We start from the raw sequence: 20,715 nt of genomic DNA on the forward strand, positions 1-20,715 counted from the left end.
ACAGCGGACCACCCGACAATCGATTGAGCAGGATCGACCGGGTTCAAGGACCATGGGCCATCCCAACCGGTCGGACACCCCGACATCATGGAACTCGTGTCGATCACGACGCCGGAGTCCGGATGTACGGATGGAAACCAGCGTGTGGCGGGGACGTCAGGACCGGGCGAGCCGCCGCAGCAGGGAGTCCGCGCCCAACGGGTACGCCCCGTGCCGGCGTACCCCGTCGGCGACCTCGCGGTCCGACGAGACCACGACCACCGGCCGGCCCGCCGGTTCGGCGCGGACCAGCCGCCGGATCAGCTCGTCGGCGGTCTCGCCCTTGCGGGAGAAGAGCACCCGCACCCCGCGCGGTGCGGGCGGCAGCCCGTGCATCCGCTCGGCGCCGTCGAAGACCACCGTGACCTCGTCGCCGGTCTGCGCGGCGATCCCGCCCAGCCCGGTGATGAGGCGTTTGCGCTGCTGCTCCAGGGACATCTCACCGAAGCCGCGCTTGGTGACGTTGTAGCCGTCCACCACGAGGTGCGCCCGGGGCAGGGCGAGCAGTTGGTCGAGCCGGGCCGGGTCGTCGGTGTCGCGGGCGCGGGTGGCCGGGCCGGCCGGGGCGCTGCCCGGCTGCTCGGCGAACGCGTCGGCGACGAAGTCGGCGGGGAGTTTGTCGACCGGGTCGAGCGCCAGCTCCCGGCGCAGCCCGACGGCGGCCTGGCCGATGGTCTCCAGGAGCAGCCAGAGCCGGGCGTCGTCGACCGAGCGTGCCTCCTTGGCACTGGCCCGCGCCACCCCGGCGGCGGCCTCGGCCTCGGCCAGCCGGGCCCGGGCGCGGCGGAGTTCGGCGTCCACGTCGGCGCTGGCGCGGGCGGCCCGGCCGCGTTCGGTGGCCAGCATCTCGGTGGCCTTCCGTTCGCGGGCCTGGGTCTCCCGCAGGGTGCGGGCCAGCTGCCGGGACTCCTCGCGGAGCTGACCCAGCTCCTCGCGGACCCGGGCCAGTTCGTCGCGGAGCTTGTCGGCCTCGACCCGGGCCACCGCGCGATCGTGCTCGGCACGGGTGGCCCGCTGCTCGGCCTCGCGGACCAGCTCGGCGACGACGGCGCTGTCCGCCTCGGCGCGCACGGCCGCGCCGCTGGCGTCGATCAGCTCCCGCCACCCCCGCGGCCGGGCCAGGTAGGCCAACGCGGCCACCTCCACCGGGTCGGCGGCGGCCGGCGCGGTGCCCTCGACCACTGCCGCGCCGAGGTCACCGGCGTCGGCCAGGACCCGCGCGGTGACCCGCTGCCGGAACAGCGGGTCGGCGGTGAGCTGGGCGGCGATGACCGGCGCGCCGAGCCGGGCGCGCCGGTTGGGGGCGAACTTGGCCACCCGGCGCAACGGCACCGGCACCTCGTCGGTGGGGAGGGTGGGCAGCACCGCCGCGGTCAGCGTCACGATCCGTTGCCGGACCGGCTCGGGCAGGGTCGGCTCGGGCTCGGCGGCGGCACCGTCGTCCGTCCTCGACTCCGGTGCGTCGGATGGGTCGTTGACTACGTTGTCGTCCGGGTTGCCCACACCGTCGAGCGCGACCGGATCCTCCTGCGGGAGGTGATCGTCGAACGGCTCGGTGAGGGGCATGTGGCAAGTCTCCCACCGCGACCGGGCCCACCGCCCGGTGAGTGAGCCGATCTCTCATCCTAGCCCCATGGTGACGGATGGGACCGCTGCGACGGGAGTGTCGCACCGGGGCGCTAGCGTGCCGCCGATGGCACAGGCGGAGTACGTCCAGGAGTCACTTGCCGGTCTCGACCCGGCGGTGGGCGGGGTGGACCCGGCCCTGCCGCTCTACGCGACGACCTTCGTGGTGGTCGACCTGGAGACCACCGGCGGCGCGCCGGACGGCGGCGGCATCACCGAGATCGGCGCGGTGAAGGTGCGCGGTGGCGAGCAGTTGGGGGTGTTGGCGACACTGGTCAACCCGGGGCAGCCGATTCCGCCCTTCATCACGGTGCTGACCGGGATCACTCAGGCCATGCTGGTGCCGGCGCCCCCGATCGAGCAGGTGCTGCCGAGCTTCCTGGAGTTCATCGACGACGCGGTGCTGGTGGCCCACAACGCCCCGTACGACGTGGGCTTCCTCAAGGCCGCCTGCGCGAAGCACGGCTACCGCTGGCCCAACCCCCGGGTGCTGGACACGGCGGCGCTGGCCCGCCGGGTGCTGACCCGCGACGAGGTGCCCAACCGCAAGCTCGGCACCCTGGCCGCCTACTTCCGCACCAGCACCCAACCGACACACCGGGCCCTGGACGACGCGAAGGCCACCGTCGACGTGCTGCACGGACTGATCGGCCGGCTCGGCGGGCACCGGGTGGACACGGTCGGCGACGCCATCGAGTTCGCCCGCGCGGTCACCCCGACTCAGCGCCGCAAACGGCACCTGGCCGAGGGGCTGCCCAAGGTCCCCGGGGTCTACATCTTCCGGGCCGCCGACGACCGACCGCTCTACGTGGGCACCTCCGTCGACATCGCCACCCGGGTGCGCAGCTACTTCACCGCCGGCGAGAAACGCGCCCGGATCTCCGAGATGCTGGGCGCGGCCGAGCGGGTCGAGGCGGTGGAGTGCGCCCACTCGTTGGAGGCGGAGGTCCGTGAGCTGCGGTTGATCGCCGCCCACGCCCCGCCGTACAACCGCCGGTCCAAATACCCGGAACGGATGGTCTGGCTCAAGCTGACCGACGGTCCGTACCCTCGGCTGTCGATCGTCCGCGACCTCTCCCCCACCGACACCGCGTACCTCGGACCGTTTACCTCCCGGCGCGCCGCCGAGCTGGCCGCCGCCGGTTTCCACGACGCGGTGCCGCTACGCCAGTGCACGCACCGGCTCTCGCTGCGCACCGTCACGCCGGCCTGCGCGCTGGCCGAGCTGGGTCGCTGCCCGGCACCCTGCGAGCACAAGATAACCCCCGAGGAGTACGACGACAGCGCCGTCGCGCCCTTCCGCGCGGCGACGGCCAGCGACCCCCAGCCGGTGGTGGACGCGCTGCTCGCCCGGATCGACGTGCTCTCCCGTGACCAGCGCTACGAGGAGGCCGCCGTGGTGCGCTCCCGGCTGGCCGCCGTGCTGCGGGCCACCGTGCGGATGCAGCGGCTGGCCGCGCTGACCGGCATCGTGGAGCTGGCCGCGGCCCGGCCGGCCGCCCGGGGCGGCTGGGAGTTGGCGCTGGTCCGCCACGGCCGGCTGGCCGGCGCGGGGGTCTCCCCGCCGGGCGTGCACCCACGGCCCACCCTGACCACGATCCGGGCCACCGCCGAGACGGTGTCGGGCGGGCACGGTCCGGTGCCGGCCGCCACCGCCGAGGAGTCCGAGCGGATCCTGTCCTGGTTGGAGCGGCCGGAGACCCGACTCGTCGAGATGTCCTCCGGTTGGTCCTCTCCGGCCAGTGGTGCGGGCCGGTTCCGTGACCTGCTGGCGAAGGCCGAGAGCGGCGCGTCCCACCAACTCTCGACCGAACGCTCATGACCAACTGACCGATCGGACTACGTCGACTCGCTTAGGCTGTTAGAGAAGTGCAGTCCTGCCCGATTCGTGGGCCTGCTCCCGCCGCCGGCTTCCGGTGACGCGGAGCCGGGGTGAGGAGGTGTCCCTCGTGGACGTCGACGCCGGACACGGCGCCGCCCTGGGGGGCGCCCTGCCGACACAGCCGGGTGAGCTGCCGCTCGCCCGCCGGCTGCGGTCGCTGCTCAGCTGGCCCACCACCGATTCCGACCCGGTCACCCAACTGGTCCGCACCCACCGGGGCATCCACGCCGGCACCGATCCCGCGGTGCTGCGCCGCGCCTACACGATCGCGGAGAACATGCACCGCGGGCAGTTCCGCAAGAGCGGTGAGCCCTACATCACCCACCCCCTCGCGGTGGCGCAGATCTGCGCCGAGCTGGGAATGGACACCACCACCCTGGTCGCCGCGCTGCTGCACGACACCGTGGAGGACACCCGCTACACCCTCCAGGCGCTCTCCGAGGATTTCGGCGGCGAGGTGGCCCACCTGGTCGACGGGGTGACCAAGTTCGACAAGGCGTTCTACGGCAAGGCCGCCGAGGCGGAGACGATCCGCAAGATGATCGTCGCGGCCGCCAAGGACGTCCGGGTGTTGATCATCAAGCTGGCCGACCGGCTGCACAACATGCGCACCCTCGGGGTGCGCTCCGCGTCGTCGCGGGAACGGATCGCCCGCAAGACCCAGGAGGTGCTGGTCCCGCTCTGTGACCGGCTGGGCATCCAGACCCTCAAGCGCGAGCTGGACGACGTGGTGCTGCTGCACCTGGAGCCCGAGGAGCACGCCCGGCTGGCCCGGCACGTGCACGACCGGCCAGGCTGGGACTCGTACCTCGACTCGGTGGTCGCCCGGGCCCGGGTGGCGTTGCGGCGCAGCCGGGTCGACGCCGAGGTCAGCCCCCGCCCCCGGCACCTCTACTCGATCTGGAAGGACACCATCGCCGGCGGCCACACCGCCCCGTACGATCTGCCCCGCATCGTGGTGGTGGTCGACGGCCCGGCCACCGACTGCTACGCCGCGCTCGGCGCGATCCACGGCACCTGGCGACCGGTGCCCGGCCGTTTCAAGGACTTCATCGCGTCACCGAAGAACAACCTCTACCGGTCGCTGCACACGAGCGTCTGCGGCCCGCAGGACCGCACGGTGGAGGTGCTGATCCGCACCGAGGAGATGCACCGCTCCGCCGAGTACGGCATCGCCGCCGACTTCCGTTTCCCGCGCTCGGGCAACGGCGGCGCCGCGGCCCGCGCCGAGCAGTTGGACTGGCTGCGCCGGGTGCTCGACTGGGAACCGGACGCCGCCGACCCGGCACAGTTCTACGAGTCGCTGCGCTGCGACCTCGCCGAGGGGCAGATCCAGGTTTTCGCCGACGGGCGGCAGATCGTGCTGCCGGCCGGCGCCACGCCCGTCGACCTCGCCTACGAGCTGGGCAGCGAGCGGGGCGACCACTGCCTCGCCGCCCGCATCAACGGTCGACTCGCCCCCCTGAGCTCCGAGCTGGACGAGGGCGACGTGGTGGAGATCTTCACCGAGAACGACGGCGACAACGGCTTCGAGGCCGGGGTGGCGCCGCGGGGCCCCCGCCGGGAGTGGCTGAGCTTCGTCAAGTCGCCGAACGCGCAGATGCAGATCAACAGGTGGTTCGCCGAGCACACCGAGCCGGGCATCACGATCAGCGACAAGGTGCGCCTCGGCCGGGCCACCATCGGGCTCGCCCTGCGTCAGCACAACCGGGGCCTCGCCAGTGACCTGCCGCTGCTGCGCCTCTCCGAGGAGTTGGGCTACCCCGACCTGGAGACCCTGCTGGTCGCGGTCTTCGACCGGGTGATCGAACCGGACACCGTGGTCCGCCAGCTCATCGACCTGGTCGACCATCGGCAGTGACCCGACGAGCCCCAGCGCGTCCGAAGGACATTCGCGACCACTAGCCTGGAGTCATGATCCCCCGCTCCCGCGCCACCGGTCGGGCCCTCTTCTACCAGGCCTTCTACCGGCTGCCGCTGCCGGTGCGCCGGCGTCTGGTCCGGCTGGCGGTGCCCAAGTACGTCGTCGGCGCGGTGACCCTGGTCCGTGACTCCGAAGCGACGGGCGCGGGTCGGCTGCTCATGCTGCGCCAGCCGCCCGGCAAGGCGTGGTCCCTCCCCGCCGGCCTGCTCGACCGGGGCGAGGCCCCGGTGGTCGGCGCCGCCCGTGAGCTGTTCGAGGAGTCCGGCATCCGGCTTCCGCCGTCCCGGCTGCGCCCGGCGGTGCCGAACGCGATCGTGCACGCCAAGGGCTGGGTGGACATGGTCTTCGAGGCCGACGTGCCGGCGTCCAGCACCGACCTGACCGTCGACGGGGCGGAGGTCTTCGAGGCCGCCTGGCACCCCCTGGACGACCTGCCCAAGCTGACCTGGCCGACGGCCCGGCTGCTCGCCTACTACGACATCGGGCCGCTGGCCGGGAAGTTCCCGCCACCGGTGCCCGACGACACCCCGTGACCGGCGCGGCCGGTGTGCCGGCGCAGCTGTGCGCGGTGGTGCTCGCCGCCGGCGAGGGCACCCGGCTGCGCCCCCTCACCGAACGGGTGCCCAAGGCGCTCTGCCCGGTGGGCAACGTGCCCCTGCTGGATCGGGCGTTGGAGCGGTTGGCCGGCCTCGGCCTGACCGGTCCCGACCGGGTCGCTGTGAACGCCTGCTACCTCGGCGAGCAGATCGTGGAGCACGTCGGCGACCGGGCCCACCTGTCGGTGGAGCCGGGCGACCCGCTGGGCACCGCGGGCGGGGTGGCCAGGCTGCGGGACTGGATCGACGGGCGGCCGGTGCTGGTCGGCAACGCCGACGCGTACCTCGCCGACCCGGCCGCTCCCCCGGGCCCGGACGTGGCCGCACTGCTCGACGGCTGGGACGGGCACACCGTACGCCTGCTCGGCCAGCCCGCCGCGGACCCGGCGGCGCCGGGCACCTTCGCCGGGCACTGCTTCACCGGCTTCTCGCTGCTGCCCTGGCGTCTGGTCCGGGACCTGCCGGTCGTCTTCTCGGACCTGGTCCGGGCCGTGTGGCGGCCGGCCGAGGCGGCGGGCGCCCTGGCGGTGGTGCCCTATCCGGGCACCTTCTTCGACACCGGCACCCCGGCCGACTACCTGGCGGCCAACCTGCACGCCGCCGCCGGCGGCGCTCTCGTCGCGGAGTCCGCGACGGTGACCGGCCGCTGCGTGGAGTCCGTGGTCGGCGCTGGCGCGCGGGTGGACGGCGACGTGTTTCGCACTGTGGTGTGGCCGGGCACGACAGTACGCGCCGGTGAGCGGCTGGAGAACGTGATCCGGGCCGGGAGCGACCTGACGGTGCCCTGCGCCGCCCAGGGCTGAGCGCGCCGGCTCCCGCCTCCGGTCCCGGGCCGGAACATCTAGCATGGGCGACGACGCCGACGAACGGAGAAATGCCCCGTGATCACCGCGATCGTGCTGATCGACTGCGCCACCGACGCGATCCCCGAGGTGGCGGAGAACCTGGCCAACCTTCCCGGTGTCAGCGAGGTCTACTCGGTGGCCGGGCACGTCGACCTCATCGCCATCGTCCGAGTCCGCGAGTTCGACCAGATCGCCCAGGTCATCGCGGGCAGCATCTCCAAGGTCGAGGGTGTGCTCAACACCGAGTCGCACATCGCCTTCCGGGCGTACTCCCAGCACGACCTGGAGGAGGCGTTCGCGATCGGCCTGGCCGGCGCCGACTGACCCGCTCACCGCTGCCGGGCCCACGCCGGCCGCACGGCGGCGCGTCAAGCGCACAGGGCGGCCGGCCCACCCCGCTGGGTGGACCGGCCGTCTGCTGTGGCTACGTCAGCTCTCGCTGGGAGCCGGTACCTCGGTGGAGCCACCGCCCGGAGCCGGCGACTCGGTGACGGTGCCACCCGGAGCCGGCGACTCGGTGACGGTGCCGCCCGGAGCCGGCGACTCAGTGCCGGTGCCGCCCGGGCTGGGCGTACCGCTGGCGCTGGTCTGCGGAACCGGGATGCCCAACTTGTTGGCGAGCGCCACCAACTCGTCGTAGTGCGTCTGCAGCGTCGGAAGCGCCGTCTGCGCCAGCTGGACCACCGACGGCTCGGAGCCCTGCGAGATCTCCGTCTGGGTGGCCTGGATGGCCTGGACGTGGCCGGCCAGCTCACTCGTCACCCAGAGCCGGTCGAACTCCGCGCCGCTGGCGTTGTTCAGCTTGTCGATGACCGCCTGCTGGTCGGCGCTGGGCTCGTTCGGCAGTTCCACGCCGAGCTGCGACGCGGTCTGCTGCACCGTCTGGTCCAGCTGGGTGTGGTCGGTCTTCAGCATCGCGCCCAGGTCCTTGACCCCCTGGTCCTTGCCCTTCTGCTGGGCGAGGTCACCAGCGGTGATCTCGAACAGGTTGACCTGGTGTACCGCCTGCAGGTACTGGGTGTCCTGCGTCGACGGCTGTGCCGCGGCCTGCGCGGCCGCGGCCGGCGCGACACCGACCAGTACCAGCGCGGCCAACAGGCCGAGGCGTTTGATACCCAACATGCTTCCCCCCCTTGAGACGTTGGACCGCACGGATACCCGGCTCACCGGGGTTATTCCTGCGATCCCCCGGGCGCGCGGGGTCGACCGGTCCTGCCGTGCCCGTCCGACTCCTGGTCGGATGGGCGGGGAGGGTGCGGATACGACGTGGCGCCCGCCGGAATCCGACGGGCGCCACGTAACGGTGCGACTGGGCGGTCAGTGGCGGCTCTCGCCGCTGCCGACCTCCTCGCGCTCGGGCCGGGGCTCGACCGGCGGGTGCCCCGGTGAGACCGGCGCCTCGACCGGCTTCTCGATCGGGTAGAAGAAGCCCCGGATGGCCGGGCCGAGGGCCCCCAGCCGGTTCATCTTCTTCGGTACGACCCAGCCGACGTAGTCGAGCTGGCCGTGGCCGTCCGCGTGCCCGTTGGCCGCGCTGAGCGGCTGGTGCACCTCGACGAACCGGCCGTCCGGCAGGCGCCGGATGATGCCGGTCTCCACGCCGTGCGCGAGCACCTCCCGGTCGTGCTGCTGCAGACCCAGGCAGAGCCGGTAGGTGACGTAGTACGCCAACGGCGGGGCCACCAGCAGGCCGATCCGGCCGGCCCAGGTCATCGCGTTCAAACTGATCTGGAACTTGTCCGCGATCACGTCGTTGGCGCCGGAGAGCGTCAGCACGACGTAGAACGCGACGGCCATGGCGCCGACGGCGGTCCGGGCCGGGGCGTCCCGGGGACGCTCGAGCAGGTTGTGGCTCTTGCGGTCCTTGAGTTGCCGGGCTTCCAGGAACGGGTACATCGTCGACAGGCCCACCAGGATGCCGGGTAGCACCACCGTCGGCCAGAACAGCGGCGGGATGACGTACCCGTCGCCGATCGGGATGTTGATCTCCCAGGCCGGCATGAGTCGGGTCGAGCCGTCGAGGAACATGACGTACCAGTCGGGCTGGCTGGCGGCCGAGACCACCCACGCCTCGTACGGGCCGAACAGCCAGATCGGGTTGATCTGGAACAGACCGCCCATCAGCGCGATGACGCCGAAGACGACCATGAAGAAGCCGCCCTGCTTCAACGCGTACCGCGGGAACATCCGCTCGCCGACCACGTTGTTGTTGGTCCGGCCGGGGCCGGGCCACTGGGTGTGCTTCTGCTTGAAGACCAGGCCCAGGTGGACGCTGATCAGCGCGACCAGCAGACCCGGGATGAGCAGCACGTGGGCGATGAAGAACCGGCTGATGATGATCGTGCCCGGGAACTCGCCACCGAAGATCGACGAGGTGACCCAGGAACCGATCACCGGGATGGACAGCATGATCGCCGAGGCGATCCGCAGGCCGGTGCCGGACAGGCCGTCGTCCGGCAGCGAGTAGCCGGTGAAGCCGGCGAGGAAGCCGACCCAGAACAGCAGCGAACCGATGATCCAGTTGGTCTCACGCGGCTTGCGGAACGCACCGGTGAAGAAGACCCGCAGCATGTGCACGACGATCGCGGCCATGAACAGCAGCGCCGCCCAGTGGTGCATCTGCCGCATCACCAGACCGCCCCGGACATCGAACGAGATGTCCAGGCTGGAGGCGTACGCGGCGGACATCGGGGTGCCCTGCAACGGCGCGTAGCTGCCGTCGTAGACCACCTCGGTCATCGCCGGCTCGAAGAAGAAGGTGAGGAACACACCGGTCAGCAGCAGCACGACGAACGAGAACAGCGCGATCTCGCCGAGCAGGAAGGACCAGTGGTCCGGGAAGACCTTGTTCAGCAGCTTGCGCAGCGGGGTGGCCACCGCGAAGCGGTCGTCCACTCCCACCGCTGCCTTGCCCGGCGTCGCCGCAAGGTCAAACTTTCGACGCTTCATGGCCGCTCCCAGAAATCAGGCCCGACGGTCTCGGTGTAGTCGGACTTCGCCACGAAGAAGCCCTCGGAGTCCACCTCGATCGGCAGCTGCGGCAGCCGCCGGCTGGCGGGGCCGAAGACGGGCCGGGCGTTGTCGGTGATCAGGAACTGGGACTGGTGGCACGGGCAGAGCAGCCGGTTGGTCTGCTGCTCGTACAGGCTGGCCGGGCATCCCGCGTGCGTGCAGATCTTGGAGAACGCCGCGTAGTTGCCCCACATGTAGTCACCGTGGCCGATCCGCTCGTTGGCCCGGCGCGACTCCTGCGCGTCCGAGTCGCGGAGGTGGATCAACAGCGTCGGCGAGTCGGCGTGCTTGTTGCTCACGCCGTGGTCGATGCCGGGGAAGACGGTCAGCTGACCACCGGTGCTGATGTCCGCCGGGCGGATCGGCCGGCCGTCCTCGCGGACCAGGCGGATCCGCTGGCCGCCCTCGGCCGTGGCGAACCCGGTGGTGAACATCTGGTTGTTCTTGTGCGGCTGCGAGATCAGACCGCCGACCAGCGGCGCCGCGGCGACCGCGGCGACCGGCGCGAGACCGGCCAGCAGCGAGATGCCGAGCAGCGGGCGACGCTTCACGCCCAGCTCGTCCGCCATGTAGAGCATGGTCTGGCCGGTGATGGTGCGGCCTTCGGAGTCCACCTGGCCCTCGTGCCGGTCCTGGATCGAGACCTCCTTGGGCAGCAACTTCTTGCCCCAGGTCAGGATGCCGAAGCCGACGGCGAGCAGCGCCACGCCGAGGGTGAAGCCGAGCAGCGGGGTGTAGAACTTGTCGCCGCCCCGGCCGGCCTCGTACTGCCACGGCCACCAGATGTAGATGGCCAGGAAGGCGGTCGCGGCCAGACCGGTGATCAGGAAGAAGCCGGCGACCACCCGGGTCAGCCGACGCTCCGCCTTGGTGCCCGGCAGCACCTGCGGCTCGTAGTGGACGATCTCGATGTCGTCCCGGCGCGCACCCTCACGAACGATGTCGAACCGGGTCAGCTTGGGGTCGTTCACGTCGAGCGGCGCCGGGCCCTGCGAGGCCTGGTGCTCGGTGTGGGGGCTCATGCCGTCACCTCGCTACGGGTGGCGCCGAGCGGCACCACAGCACTGAATCGGATGGCCTGCTCGGTCACGACTTGCCCGCAATCCACAGGCTAGCGAAGACGAGCGCCACGATGCCAACCAGGAAGATCGCCAGGCCCTCGGTGGACGGGCCGTACCGTCCGAGGTTGAACCCACCCGGGTCCTGGTCGTGCTTCAGCGTCTCCTGGATGTAGGCGATGATGTCGGCCTTCTGCTCCGGCCGGAGCTGGTTGTCGCCGAACACCGGCATGTTCTGCGGGCCGCTCAGCATCGCCGCGTAGATCTGACGGTCGGTCGCGGGGTGCAGGCTCGGGGCGAACTTGCCCGAGGAGAGCGCACCGCCGCCGCCACCGAACGCGTGGCACTGCGAGCAGTTGATCCGGAACAGCTCACCGCCGGCCGCGATGTTGCCGTCCTCGCGGAGGTCGTCGCCCTCGGGAACGACCGGGCCGCCACCCAGCTCCTGGATGTACTGGGCCAGCTGGCGGGTCTGCTCGTCGGTGAAGACCGGAGGCTTGCGGTGCGCCTGGGCCTCCTGGCGGGCCATCGGCATCCGCCCGGAGCTGACCTGGAACTCGACCGATGCCGCGCCGACGCCGATCAGGCTCGGCCCGCGGCCCTCGACGCCCTGGGCGTTGCGGCCGTGGCAGGTCACGCAGCTCACGTCGAACAACGCCTTGCCCTCGGCGGCGGCGCCGGTCAGCTGCGGGTTGTCCTGCGCCTGGGCGCCCGGGGCGAAGACGGTGTATGCGCCGCCGGCGAGCATCAGCGCGGCGATCAGCCGGACCGCGGCGCCCAGCCGGCGGCGGCCCCTGCTGCGCGCGGCGGGCCGCTCACGCAACCGCGCGAGCAGACCGCGTCGGCGGTCGTTGTCAGAAGTCATGAGCGGTGTCCTTAACCGGTTGGACCTGTCTCAGGGGACGGAGCAGCAGCGCGGAATGTGACGCGCAAGATCACTGGAGCCAGTAGATCATGGCGTACAGCCCGATCCACACGACGTCGACGAAGTGCCAGTAGTACGACACGACGATCGCCGACGTCGCCTGCGCCGGGGTGAACCGGCCCATGGTCGTACGGACCATGAAGATGACGAAGGCGATCAGACCACCGGTCACGTGCAGGCCGTGGAAGCCGGTGGTCAGGTAGAACACCGATCCGTACCCGTCTTCGTTGATCTTGATGCCGTCGGCGACCAGGTGCCGGTACTCGTTCAGCTGGCCGAGGACGAAGATCAGGCCCATCACGAAGGTGACGGTGAACCAGCGCCGCAGCGCGTGCACGTCACCCTTCTCCGCCGCGAAGACGCCGAGCTGGCACGTCACCGAGGACAGCACCAGGATCACCGTGAAGGTGGTCGCGTACGGGATGTTCAGCGCCTCGGTGTGCTTCTCCCACTGCTCCGGCGCAGCCGCGCGGATCGAGAAGTACATCGCGAACAGCGCCGCGAAGAACATGAGTTCACTGGAGAGCCACACGATCGTCCCGACGCTGACCATGTTCGGTCGGGTCAGAGAGTGGATCCGGCTCTTGTCAATGGCTGGGGCCGCAGTCACGCCGTCATTATTGCCCCTGACCGGGGCCGGCGATCAGCGGGGTGGCAAACCTGCGCCTTCCGTGGCCCCAGCGTCGGGGTCCGGTTCGCCTGGCCTAGCCTGAAAAGCGTGCTGCACGTCGATCCGATCTTCGCCGCCACCTCGGCCCCGCCGCCGTTCACCGTCGGCGCGGTGCTGAGCGAGACCCGCCTGGACAGCTGGCTGGCCCTCGGCCTGGTGCTCGCCGCCGGCCTGTACCTCTACGGGGTGTACCGGCTGCGCCTGCGCGGCGACCGCTGGCCCGTCATCCGAACCGTGTTCTTCCTCGGCCCCGGGCTGGGCGGCATCGCGCTCGTCACGGTCAGCGGGCTGCACGCGTACGACACCGCGCTGCTGTCCGTGCACATGATCCAGCACATGGTGCTGTCCATGGTGGCGCCGATCTTCCTGGCGCTGGGCGCGCCGATGACCCTGGCCCTGCGGACCCTGCCGGTCGGGCCGCGCAAGCGCCTGCTCGCGATCGTGCACAGCCGCGTCGCCCGGGTCTACAGCTTCCCGCTGGTGGCGTTCGCCATCTTCGTGGTCAACCCGTTCGTGCTCTACTTCAGTGATCTGTACCGCTATACCCTGGAACACGCCTGGGCGCACGAGCTGGTGCACGCGCACTTCATCATGACCGGCTGCGTGTTCTTCTGGCCGCTGCTCGGCCTCGACCCGCTGCCCGGCCGCTGGCCTTACCCGGCGCGCGCCCTGCTGATGCTGCTCTCCGTGCCGTTCCACACCGTGCTCGGCCTCACCATCATGCAGAGCAGCACGCTCTTCGGGGGCGACTGGTACCCGTCGCTCAACCTGGGCTGGGTCGACCCCTGGCAGGACCAGGTGGTCGCCGGGGGCATCCTCTGGGCCGGTGGCGAGTTCGTCAGTGTGACCATGCTCGCCGTGCTGGTGGTGCAGTGGGTCAAGCAGTCCGAGCGGGAGGCCCGCCGGGTCGACCGCGAACTGGACCGCCAGGAGGCCCGCGACGAGGCCCGCGACCGCGCCGCCGACGCCACGCCCGCCTGAGCTGCCCGGACGTACGCCCCGACGGGTGCCGCCGGGCGGGATGTCGGCTACATCACGCCGCCCGGTACGATCTCCGGGCAGCTACGAGGTGGGAGTGCCGACATGAGCGATCGTCTTTGCACCGTCTTGCTCTACAGCGACGACCCGCAGGTCCGCGACCGCATGCGGATGGCCGTCGGCACCCGACCCGCGCCCGGTCTGCAGATCGAGTTCGTCGACGCGTCGACCTACGCCGAGACCATCCGGCTGGTCGACGACTACGAGATCGACCTGCTGCTGCTCGACGGTGAGGCGAGCCCGGGCGGCGGCATCGGCATCGCCCGACAGGTCAAGGACGACCGGGACGACGCTCCCCCGACCTGCCTGGTGATCGCGCGCGCCGCCGACCGATGGCTCGCCGCGTACGCCGAGGCCGACGCGGTGCTGGTGCACCCGCTCGACCCGGTGACCACCGGGGGCACGGTGGCCGAGCTGCTGCGGACGCACGCACCCGCCTGACGTCCCACGCTCCTCCGGCACCCCCACGGCGCCGGAACTCCTCGGCGCCGGTTCCAGCCCACCCGCACTTCGCATGCTCGGGAGGCCCGCCATGGGCGATCGGACCTGGCCGCACCTGCTCAACGCGCTGCTGCGCGGCAACGAACTCTCCACCGCCGACACCGCCTGGGCGATGGACGAGATCATGACCGGCTCGGCCAGCGCGGCGCAGATCGCCGCCTTCGCCGTCGCGCTGCGGGCCAAGGGCGAGACTCCCGCGGAGCTGGCCGGCCTGGTGGAGGCGATGCTGGGCCGAGCCGTCCCGGTGACGCTCCCCGACGAACTGCGCCGCACCGCGCTCGACGTGGTCGGCACCGGCGGTGACCTCGCCCACACTGTCAACATCTCCACGATGACGGCGCTGGTGGTCGCCGGTGCTGGCGTCCGTGTCGTCAAGCACGGCAACCGGGCCGCCTCCTCCCTGTGCGGCACCGCCGACCTGCTGGAGTTCCTCGGCATCCCCCTGGATCTCGGCCCGGAGCAGGTCGCCCGCTGTGTCGAGGAGGCCGGCATCGGGTTCTGCTTCGCGGCCCGGTTCCACCCCGGGATGCGCCACGCCGGCCCGGTCCGCCGCGAGGTGGGCGTGCCCACCTTCTTCAACTTCCTCGGCCCGCTGACCAACCCGGCCCGCCCCCGGGCCGGCGCGGTCGGCTGCTTCGACCTGCGGATGGCCCCGGTGATGGCCAGCGTGTTCGCCGCCCGTGGGGACTCGGCGATCGTGATGCGCGGCGAGGACGGCCTGGACGAGTTCAGCACCGCCGCGCCGACCCGGGTCTGGGCGGCCCAGGGCGGCACCGTACGCGAGGCTGTGCTGGACGCGACGGACCTCGGGGTACCCCGGTCCACCCTGGCGGACCTGCGCGGCGGTGACGCCGCGTACAACGCCGGCGTGGCCCGTCGCCTGCTGGCCGGTGAGACGGGCCCGGTCCGGGACGCGGTCCTGGTCAACGCGGCGGCGGCGCTGGCCACCCAGGGCCCGCTGGACGGCGACCTGACCGAGGCGCTGCGCGCCGGTCTGGCCCGCGCGGCCGAGTCGATCGACTCCGGCGCGGCCGCCGCGACCCTGGATCGCTGGATCGCGATCGCCACCGCCTGACCTGTCGGCGCCTGCCCCGTCGGCGCCTGGCCCGTCGGCGCCGTCTTCGGGCGGACTCCGGGGGGTGATCGACTCGACTTCCTTGAATCTGCGGTGTCCCGGAAGCCCGGACACCCCGATTTCAAGGAAGTCGAGTGGATCACAACCGGCGGCCGACGAGTGGGCGACGGTGCGCGGGGATTTGTCGGACCCGTCTGGGAAACTACAGCTGAGTAGTTCTCTGCCGCCGTCGGTGCGTCGCTGTCGCATCCGGGCGGGCCGGCCTGGTGATCGAGAGGAGACGCCCGTGTCGCACCGCGAGCTTTACTGCGACCTCTGCGAGGGCGTGGCGCTGTTCGAGGCCCCGCCCTGCGTCGACGGCCACGGCACCGACTGTCCAGAGCTGATCTGCACCGACTGCGGCGCCGCAGTGGTCGTCGGCGCGATCGCCTTCCCGGTCACCCGACTGACCGTCCGCCACCGCCAGCCCGCCCCTCGCCGAGTCGCCTGACCGCCCACCGGCGCGCCATCTGACGGCCAGCGTCACGCCGCCTGACCTGCCGCCCGGCCCGATCCGGCGACTGACCGCCAGCGCCGCTCGACCGGGGTCGAGCATGACCGAAGGCCCGCTCCCCCACCGGGGAACGGGCCTTCGTCGTGCGGGGTCGGTCGCGATGGCGACCGGGTGTGGGTCAGTGCTCGGCGGTACGCCGGGTGCCGCTGTAGTACTCGAACAGCAGCCCACAGGCGGCGAGGACAACGGCCACCAGGCCGGCGCCGATCAGCCAGTACTGCCAGAACACCAGGCCGAGCGCGGCGATCGCGGCGGCCAGCGCCAGACCGAACGGCCAGTAGCTGCCCGGGCTGAAGAAGCCGACCTCGCCAGCGCCGTCAGCGATCTCGGCGTCCGGACGGTCTTCCGGGCGCAGGTCGATCCGGCGGGAGACGAACCAGAAGAAGCCACCGCACATCGAGCAGAGCAGGAACGACAGCAGCAGGGCTACGGTGCCGACCCACTCGATGCCGCCCGACTGCCCGTTCGTCCAGGCGCCGTAGAGGATGGTGGCACCGAAGAGGAAACCGGCGATGATCAGGAAGATACGCCACTCGGTCTTCATGCCGCTGCCTCAGCTTCCGGTGCGGGCCGGAACTTTGTCCGGGTTGAAGTTGTCCTGCGTCCGCCGCGTGTCGAACGGCTCCGTGGTCACCGCGTACGGCTGCTCACCGATCGCGGACAACGCGTCCTGGGTGGACTTGCCGCTCTGCTTGGCCGCGAGGAACTGGTCGTACTTCTCCGGCGATACCACCCGCAGCTCGAAGTTCATGAACGCGTGGTAGCTGCCGCACAGCTCGGCGCAGCGCCCGACGTAGGCACCCTCGGCCTCCAGGCTGGAGACCTCGAACACGTTGCGGATCTTGCCCGGCATGACGTCCCGCTTGAAGAGCAGCTCCGGCACCCAGAACGAGTGGATGACGTCGCGGCTGGTCTCCTCGAACCGGATGGACCGGTCGGTCGGCAGCACCAGCACCGGGATGACCTCACTGGTGCCGAGCGTCGACGCGGTGGTCTTGGCGTCCGGGCCCTGCCCGTCGCGGTAGTTGAACTGCCAGTTCCACTTGAACGCGACGACCTCGACCGTGACGTCCGGGTTCTTCGACAGCTTGTCCACGTCGGTCTGCACGATCGCCGTGTAGTAGAAGAGCACGGAGACGATCAGAATCGGCGCGATGGTGTAGAGGAACTCCATCGGCATGTTGTAGCGGGTCTGCACCGGCAGCGCGTTGCCGCGCTTGCGGTAGCGCACGACACACCAGAAGATCAGACCCCACACGAAGACACCGACCGCGAGGGCGGCGATGCAGGAGGCGATCCACAGGTCGTACATCCGCCGAGACTCGGCCGAGATGCCCCCCTGCGGCCAGCCGAAGCCGTCGAACGCCGCTCCAACGTCACAGCCCGTGAGCAGGACCAGCAGCGCGACGCCACTGAGACCGAGCCCGGCCAGCCGACCAGCACCGCGCCGCCGGCGCCCACCGGCCCCTGGGGAAGCGCTGTGCCGTACGGCCGACGGCCGTACCTCCGAACTCCTTGCGACCACCTGGTCCTGCCTCCCTAGCGCGCCGCGGTGCGTCTTTCCTCGGCACCGACGGCAAAGGCGTCACCGACGGTCGCAGATTACTCGACCATGACGGACTCGGCCGTGGTGGGGTCACTGTCCGCCCCCCATCGGGGGGAACCTAGGCATACCGCCGCGATACCGTCGGGCCTGTGAGCGCGAGGAGTGAGCCGGGGTTGCGAGCCCCGCAGCCGCGAACGAAGACGGACCTGTGAGCGCGAGGAGTGAGCCGGGGTTGCGAGCCCCGCAGCCGCGAACGAAGACCGACCTGTGAGCGCGAGGAGTGAGCCGGGGTTGCGAGCCCCGCAGCCGCGAACGAAAGGTGGCACCGTGAGCGCATCCCCGGTCTACCTGGACGCGGCGACCGCCGCGCCGATGCATCCGGTCGCGCGGCAGGCGTTGCTGGCCGCGCTCGACGACGGCTGGGCCGACCCGGGCAAGCTGTACACGCAGGCCCGCCGGGCCCGACAACTGCTCGACGCCGCGCGCGAGGCCACCGCGTCGACGCTCGGCGTCCGCGCCGACGAGGTGTCCTTCACCCCCAGCGGTACGACAGCGGCCCACGGCGCGGTGCTCGGGGGCCTTGCGGGGCGGCACCGGGTCGGGTCGACGCTGGTGCACTCGGCGATCGAGCACTCGGCGGTGCTGCACGCGGCGGAGCGGCACGTCGGCGCGGGCGGGACCGCCAGCGCGGTGCCGGTCGACCGGTCGGGGCGGCTGGACCTGACCGCCTGGTCGTCCGCCGTGCGGGCCCCGGGGGTCGCGCTGGCCGCGTTGATCACCGCCAGTCACGAGGTGGGGACGGTGCAGCCGGTCGCGGAGGCGGCGGCCGCGTGCGCCGACGTGGGGGTGCCGCTGTACGTGGACGCGGCGCAGTCGGTGGGTCGGGTGCCGGTGCCGGCCGGCTGGTCGGTGCTCACGGCGAGCGCCCACAAGTGGGGCGGGCCACCCGGGGTGGGGGTGCTGGCGGTCCGCAAGGGCACCCGCTGGGAGTCACCCTGGCCGGCGGACGAGCGGGAGAGCGGACGTACCCCCGGGGTGGTGAACCTGCCCGCGGTCGTGGCGGCGGCGGCGAGCCTGCGGGCGGCGGCGGCCGACGCGGCGGCCGAGGCGACCCGGCTGGCGCCGCTGGTGGACCGGATCCGGGAGCGGGTCGCGGCGGAGGTGCCCGACGTGGAGGTGGTCGGCGATCCGGTGCTCCGGCTCCCCCACCTGGTGACCTTCTCCTGCCTGTACGTCGACGGCGAGGCGCTGCTGCACGCCCTGGACCGGCGGGGTTTCGCCGTGTCGTCGGGGTCGTCGTGCACCTCGTCCACGCTGCGGCCGTCGCACGTGCTGGAGGCGATGGGGGTGCTGTCGCACGGCAACGTGCGGGTCAGCCTGCACCGGGAGACGACCGAGGCGGACGTGGAGCGGTTCCTGACCGAGTTGCCGAACATCGTCGCGGGGCTGCGCGCGGAGGCCGGGGTGGTGGGGCTGTGACGATGCCGGACGAGGTGATCGACTGCCGGGGCCAACGCTGTCCGCTGCCGGTGATCGCGGCGGCGCGACGCATGCCCGAGGTGCCGGTGGGCGCGGTGGTGAGGGTGCTCGCCGACGACCCGGCCGCGGCGGTGGACATCCCCGCCTGGTGCCGGATGCGCGGCCAGGAGTTCCTCGGCGCCATCACCGGCCCCGACGGCCCCGCCTACGACGTCCGCCGCACCCACTGACCCACCCCACAGCCCACCCCCGTCCCCCATGACCCCCCTCCGCCCCGCGATCTTGCGGTTTCTGCGGGGACAAAAGGGCGCATGAGCCGCGAGACGGCAACAGAAAGTGCAAGATCGCGGGGGCGGGGTAGGGCGGGGTAGGGCGGGGCGGGGCGGGGCGGGTTACGGGAGGAGGTGGGGGCGGATCTCGTCGGCTGCGGTGTCGCCGTAGGACTCGGCGAGGCGCTTGACGAACAGGTCGCGGCGGACGTCGTACTCCTGGGTGCCGACGGTTTCCAGGACCAGCGTGGCCAGCAGAGAGCCGACCTGGGCGGCGCGTTCCAGGCCAACGCCCCAGGAGAGCGCGGTGAAGAAGCCGGCCCGGAAGCCGTCGCCGACGCCGGTCGGGTCGACCGCCCGGATCTCCCGCGCGATCGGTACGTGGATCGGGTCGATGCCCCGCCCGGCGATCTCCACACCGTGCTTGCCGAGCGTGGTGACCCGTACCTTGACCAGGTCCAGCAGTTGGTCGTCGCTCAGCTGCGCCTTGCTCTGCAGCAGCGACTTCTCGTAGTCGTTGGTCATCAGGTACTCGGCGCCCTCGATCAGCGCCACCACGTCCTCGCCGCCCATCCGGGCGAGCTGCTGCGACGGGTCGGCGGCGAAGGCGTACCCGCGGGTGCGGCACTCGGCCGAGTGCCGCAGCATCGCCTCCGGGTCGTTGGCGCCGACCAGCACCAGATCCAGACCGTTGAGCCGTTCCGCGACCGGCGCCAGCTCGATGTTGCGGGCCTCGCTCATCGCACCGGCGTAGAACGACGCGATCTGGCACATGTCGGTGTCGGTGGTGCAGACGAAACGGGCGGTGTGCGCCACCTCGCTGACGTGCACCGAGTCGCAGTCCACGCCGTGGCGCTCCAGCCAGGAGCGGTAGTCGGCGAAGTCGGCGCCGACCGCGCCGAGCAGCACCGGGCGCAGGCCGAGCTGACCCATCCCGAAGGAGATGTTCGCCGCCACGCCACCGCGGCGGAGCACCAGGTCGTCCACCAGGAAGGAGAGGGACACCTTGTGCAGCTGATCGGCGATGAGCTGGTCGGCGAAGCGACCGGGGAAGCTCATCAGGTGATCGGTGGCGATCGAGCCGGTGACGGCGATCTTCATGTCAACCCTCGGGGTCGGGAGCAGGGCGCCGTCAGCCTACCGGCACGGCAACCCGATGGTCACCGCTCGGTCGGACAACGGCAACCAGCCCGCCACGGTCCCCTTCGGGACCGCTCCCAGACCGGTGCGACCCCCGACCGGTACGACGATGGGGCCGTTCCGGAGAACGGCCCCATCGTCGCTGGTGTGTGGGGTGTGACTCAGTTGAACGAGTCACCGCAGGCGCAGGAGCTGCCCGCGTTGGGGTTGTCGATGGTGAAGCCCTGGGCGTCGATCCGGTCGGCGAAGTCGATCGTCGCGCCGGAAAGGTACGGGGCGCTCATCCGGTCGACGACGACCTCGACACCACCGAAGTCGGTCACGACATCACCGTCGAGCGAACGCTCGTCGAAGAAAAGCTGGTACCGCAGGCCGGAGCAGCCGCCCGGCTGCACGGCGACGCGGAGCCGCAGGTCGTCGCGGCCCTCCTGCTCGATCAGGGCCTTGACCTTCTGCGCCGCGACGTCGGTGAGGACGACGGAAGTAGGGGCCTGGGCCTCGGTCGACTCGGTCTGCGCTGGCGTGGTCACGTGGAAG

21 protein-coding genes are annotated in these 20,715 nt (G+C 71.6%); 11 read left to right on the top strand and 10 right to left on the bottom strand.

Features of this window, described 5'->3' with window-relative positions:
• Positions 1–156: 156 nt before the first annotated feature.
• The gene (locus AB0C03_RS12255; RefSeq protein WP_357636477.1) at positions 157–1,605 is read right to left on the bottom strand and encodes an NYN domain-containing protein; all 1,449 of its coding nucleotides are present in this window, start codon (positions 1,603–1,605) and stop codon (positions 157–159) included.
• A gap of 127 nt (positions 1,606–1,732) precedes the next feature.
• Between AB0C03_RS12255 and AB0C03_RS12260 the strand changes: the two genes are divergently transcribed.
• The 5 genes from AB0C03_RS12260 (at position 1,733) to AB0C03_RS12280 (ending at position 7,236) form a co-directional block, all read left to right on the top strand.
• Positions 1,733–3,487, top strand: coding sequence for a DEDD exonuclease domain-containing protein (locus AB0C03_RS12260; RefSeq protein WP_030337734.1), 1,755 nt, complete (start codon positions 1,733–1,735; stop codon positions 3,485–3,487).
• Between the two features lie 127 nt (positions 3,488–3,614).
• Positions 3,615–5,408 carry a RelA/SpoT family protein gene (locus AB0C03_RS12265; RefSeq protein WP_030337735.1) on the top strand — a complete coding sequence of 598 codons (1,794 nt, stop codon included), beginning with the start codon at positions 3,615–3,617 and terminating at the stop codon, positions 5,406–5,408.
• A 53-nt stretch (positions 5,409–5,461) separates the two neighbouring features.
• Positions 5,462–6,004: an NUDIX hydrolase gene (locus AB0C03_RS12270; RefSeq protein WP_030337736.1), complete on the top strand. Its 543-nt coding sequence runs from the start codon at positions 5,462–5,464 to the stop codon at positions 6,002–6,004.
• Positions 6,001–6,870: a nucleotidyltransferase family protein gene (locus tag AB0C03_RS12275; protein ID WP_030337737.1), complete on the top strand. Its 870-nt coding sequence runs from the start codon at positions 6,001–6,003 to the stop codon at positions 6,868–6,870. Before AB0C03_RS12270 ends, AB0C03_RS12275 begins: the two co-directional genes overlap by 4 nt.
• Before the next feature lie 78 nt (positions 6,871–6,948).
• Complete coding sequence (locus AB0C03_RS12280) at positions 6,949–7,236, top strand: Lrp/AsnC family transcriptional regulator (protein ID WP_030337738.1); 288 nt, start codon at positions 6,949–6,951, stop codon at positions 7,234–7,236.
• A gap of 105 nt (positions 7,237–7,341) precedes the next feature.
• Here AB0C03_RS12280 and AB0C03_RS12285 read toward each other — a convergent pair whose 3' ends face one another.
• The 5 genes from AB0C03_RS12285 to ctaE all read right to left on the bottom strand — a co-directional run bounded on the left by AB0C03_RS12285 (position 7,342) and on the right by ctaE (position 12,517).
• A complete protein-coding gene (locus tag AB0C03_RS12285) occupies positions 7,342–8,034 on the bottom strand; it encodes a DUF4142 domain-containing protein (RefSeq protein WP_030337739.1) in 693 nt (230 codons plus the stop codon).
• 195 nt (positions 8,035–8,229) lie between these two features.
• On the bottom strand, positions 8,230–9,861 hold the full coding sequence (gene qcrB, locus AB0C03_RS12290; protein ID WP_030337740.1) for a cytochrome bc1 complex cytochrome b subunit: 1,632 nt from the start codon (positions 9,859–9,861) through the stop codon (positions 8,230–8,232).
• Positions 9,858–10,946 carry a cytochrome bc1 complex Rieske iron-sulfur subunit gene (gene qcrA, locus AB0C03_RS12295; protein ID WP_030337741.1) on the bottom strand — a complete coding sequence of 363 codons (1,089 nt, stop codon included), beginning with the start codon at positions 10,944–10,946 and terminating at the stop codon, positions 9,858–9,860. The genes qcrB and qcrA overlap by 4 nt, the downstream gene beginning before the upstream one ends.
• Positions 10,947–11,010: 64 nt before the next feature.
• Positions 11,011–11,847 carry a cytochrome bc1 complex diheme cytochrome c subunit gene (qcrC, locus tag AB0C03_RS12300; RefSeq protein WP_030337742.1) on the bottom strand — a complete coding sequence of 279 codons (837 nt, stop codon included), beginning with the start codon at positions 11,845–11,847 and terminating at the stop codon, positions 11,011–11,013.
• A gap of 70 nt (positions 11,848–11,917) precedes the next feature.
• Positions 11,918–12,517, bottom strand: coding sequence for an aa3-type cytochrome oxidase subunit III (gene ctaE / locus AB0C03_RS12305; protein ID WP_030337743.1), 600 nt, complete (start codon positions 12,515–12,517; stop codon positions 11,918–11,920).
• A gap of 108 nt (positions 12,518–12,625) precedes the next feature.
• Between ctaE and AB0C03_RS12310 the strand changes: the two genes are divergently transcribed.
• The 4 genes from AB0C03_RS12310 to AB0C03_RS12325 all read left to right on the top strand — a co-directional run bounded on the left by AB0C03_RS12310 (position 12,626) and on the right by AB0C03_RS12325 (position 15,681).
• A complete protein-coding gene (locus AB0C03_RS12310) occupies positions 12,626–13,558 on the top strand; it encodes a cytochrome c oxidase assembly protein (protein WP_435823370.1) in 933 nt (310 codons plus the stop codon).
• Positions 13,559–13,660: 102 nt separating this feature from the next.
• Positions 13,661–14,056: a response regulator gene (locus AB0C03_RS12315; protein ID WP_030337745.1), complete on the top strand. Its 396-nt coding sequence runs from the start codon at positions 13,661–13,663 to the stop codon at positions 14,054–14,056.
• A 91-nt stretch (positions 14,057–14,147) separates the two neighbouring features.
• Complete coding sequence (gene trpD, locus AB0C03_RS12320; RefSeq protein WP_357636485.1) at positions 14,148–15,191, top strand: anthranilate phosphoribosyltransferase; 1,044 nt, start codon at positions 14,148–14,150, stop codon at positions 15,189–15,191.
• A 286-nt stretch (positions 15,192–15,477) separates the two neighbouring features.
• Positions 15,478–15,681 (top strand): hypothetical protein, encoded by a 204-nt coding sequence (locus AB0C03_RS12325; RefSeq protein WP_357636488.1) that lies wholly within the window; start codon positions 15,478–15,480, stop codon positions 15,679–15,681.
• Positions 15,682–15,862: 181 nt separating this feature from the next.
• Here AB0C03_RS12325 and AB0C03_RS12330 read toward each other — a convergent pair whose 3' ends face one another.
• Both AB0C03_RS12330 and ctaC read right to left on the bottom strand, forming a co-directional pair.
• Positions 15,863–16,288: a cytochrome c oxidase subunit 4 gene (locus tag AB0C03_RS12330; RefSeq protein WP_030337748.1), complete on the bottom strand. Its 426-nt coding sequence runs from the start codon at positions 16,286–16,288 to the stop codon at positions 15,863–15,865.
• A 9-nt stretch (positions 16,289–16,297) separates the two neighbouring features.
• Complete coding sequence (ctaC, locus tag AB0C03_RS12335) at positions 16,298–17,269, bottom strand: aa3-type cytochrome oxidase subunit II (protein ID WP_030337749.1); 972 nt, start codon at positions 17,267–17,269, stop codon at positions 16,298–16,300.
• Positions 17,270–17,617: 348 nt separating this feature from the next.
• Between ctaC and AB0C03_RS12340 the strand changes: the two genes are divergently transcribed.
• Both AB0C03_RS12340 and AB0C03_RS12345 read left to right on the top strand, forming a co-directional pair.
• On the top strand, positions 17,618–18,769 hold the full coding sequence (locus AB0C03_RS12340; RefSeq protein WP_210858812.1) for a cysteine desulfurase family protein: 1,152 nt from the start codon (positions 17,618–17,620) through the stop codon (positions 18,767–18,769).
• Entirely contained in the window at positions 18,766–18,999 is a 234-nt protein-coding gene (locus AB0C03_RS12345; RefSeq protein ID WP_030337751.1) for a sulfurtransferase TusA family protein, read from the top strand. Before AB0C03_RS12340 ends, AB0C03_RS12345 begins: the two co-directional genes overlap by 4 nt.
• A 162-nt stretch (positions 19,000–19,161) precedes the next feature.
• On the opposite strand, the gene AB0C03_RS12350 is transcribed toward AB0C03_RS12345, so the two are convergent.
• Both AB0C03_RS12350 and erpA read right to left on the bottom strand, forming a co-directional pair.
• A complete protein-coding gene (locus AB0C03_RS12350; RefSeq protein ID WP_030337968.1) occupies positions 19,162–20,139 on the bottom strand; it encodes a carbohydrate kinase family protein in 978 nt (325 codons plus the stop codon).
• A gap of 200 nt (positions 20,140–20,339) precedes the next feature.
• Complete coding sequence (gene erpA / locus AB0C03_RS12355; RefSeq protein WP_030337969.1) at positions 20,340–20,708, bottom strand: iron-sulfur cluster insertion protein ErpA; 369 nt, start codon at positions 20,706–20,708, stop codon at positions 20,340–20,342.
• Positions 20,709–20,715 lie beyond the last annotated feature (7 nt).

This window comes from Micromonospora parva, assembly GCF_040649675.1.
Lineage (GTDB): Bacteria > Actinomycetota > Actinomycetes > Mycobacteriales > Micromonosporaceae > Micromonospora > Micromonospora parva.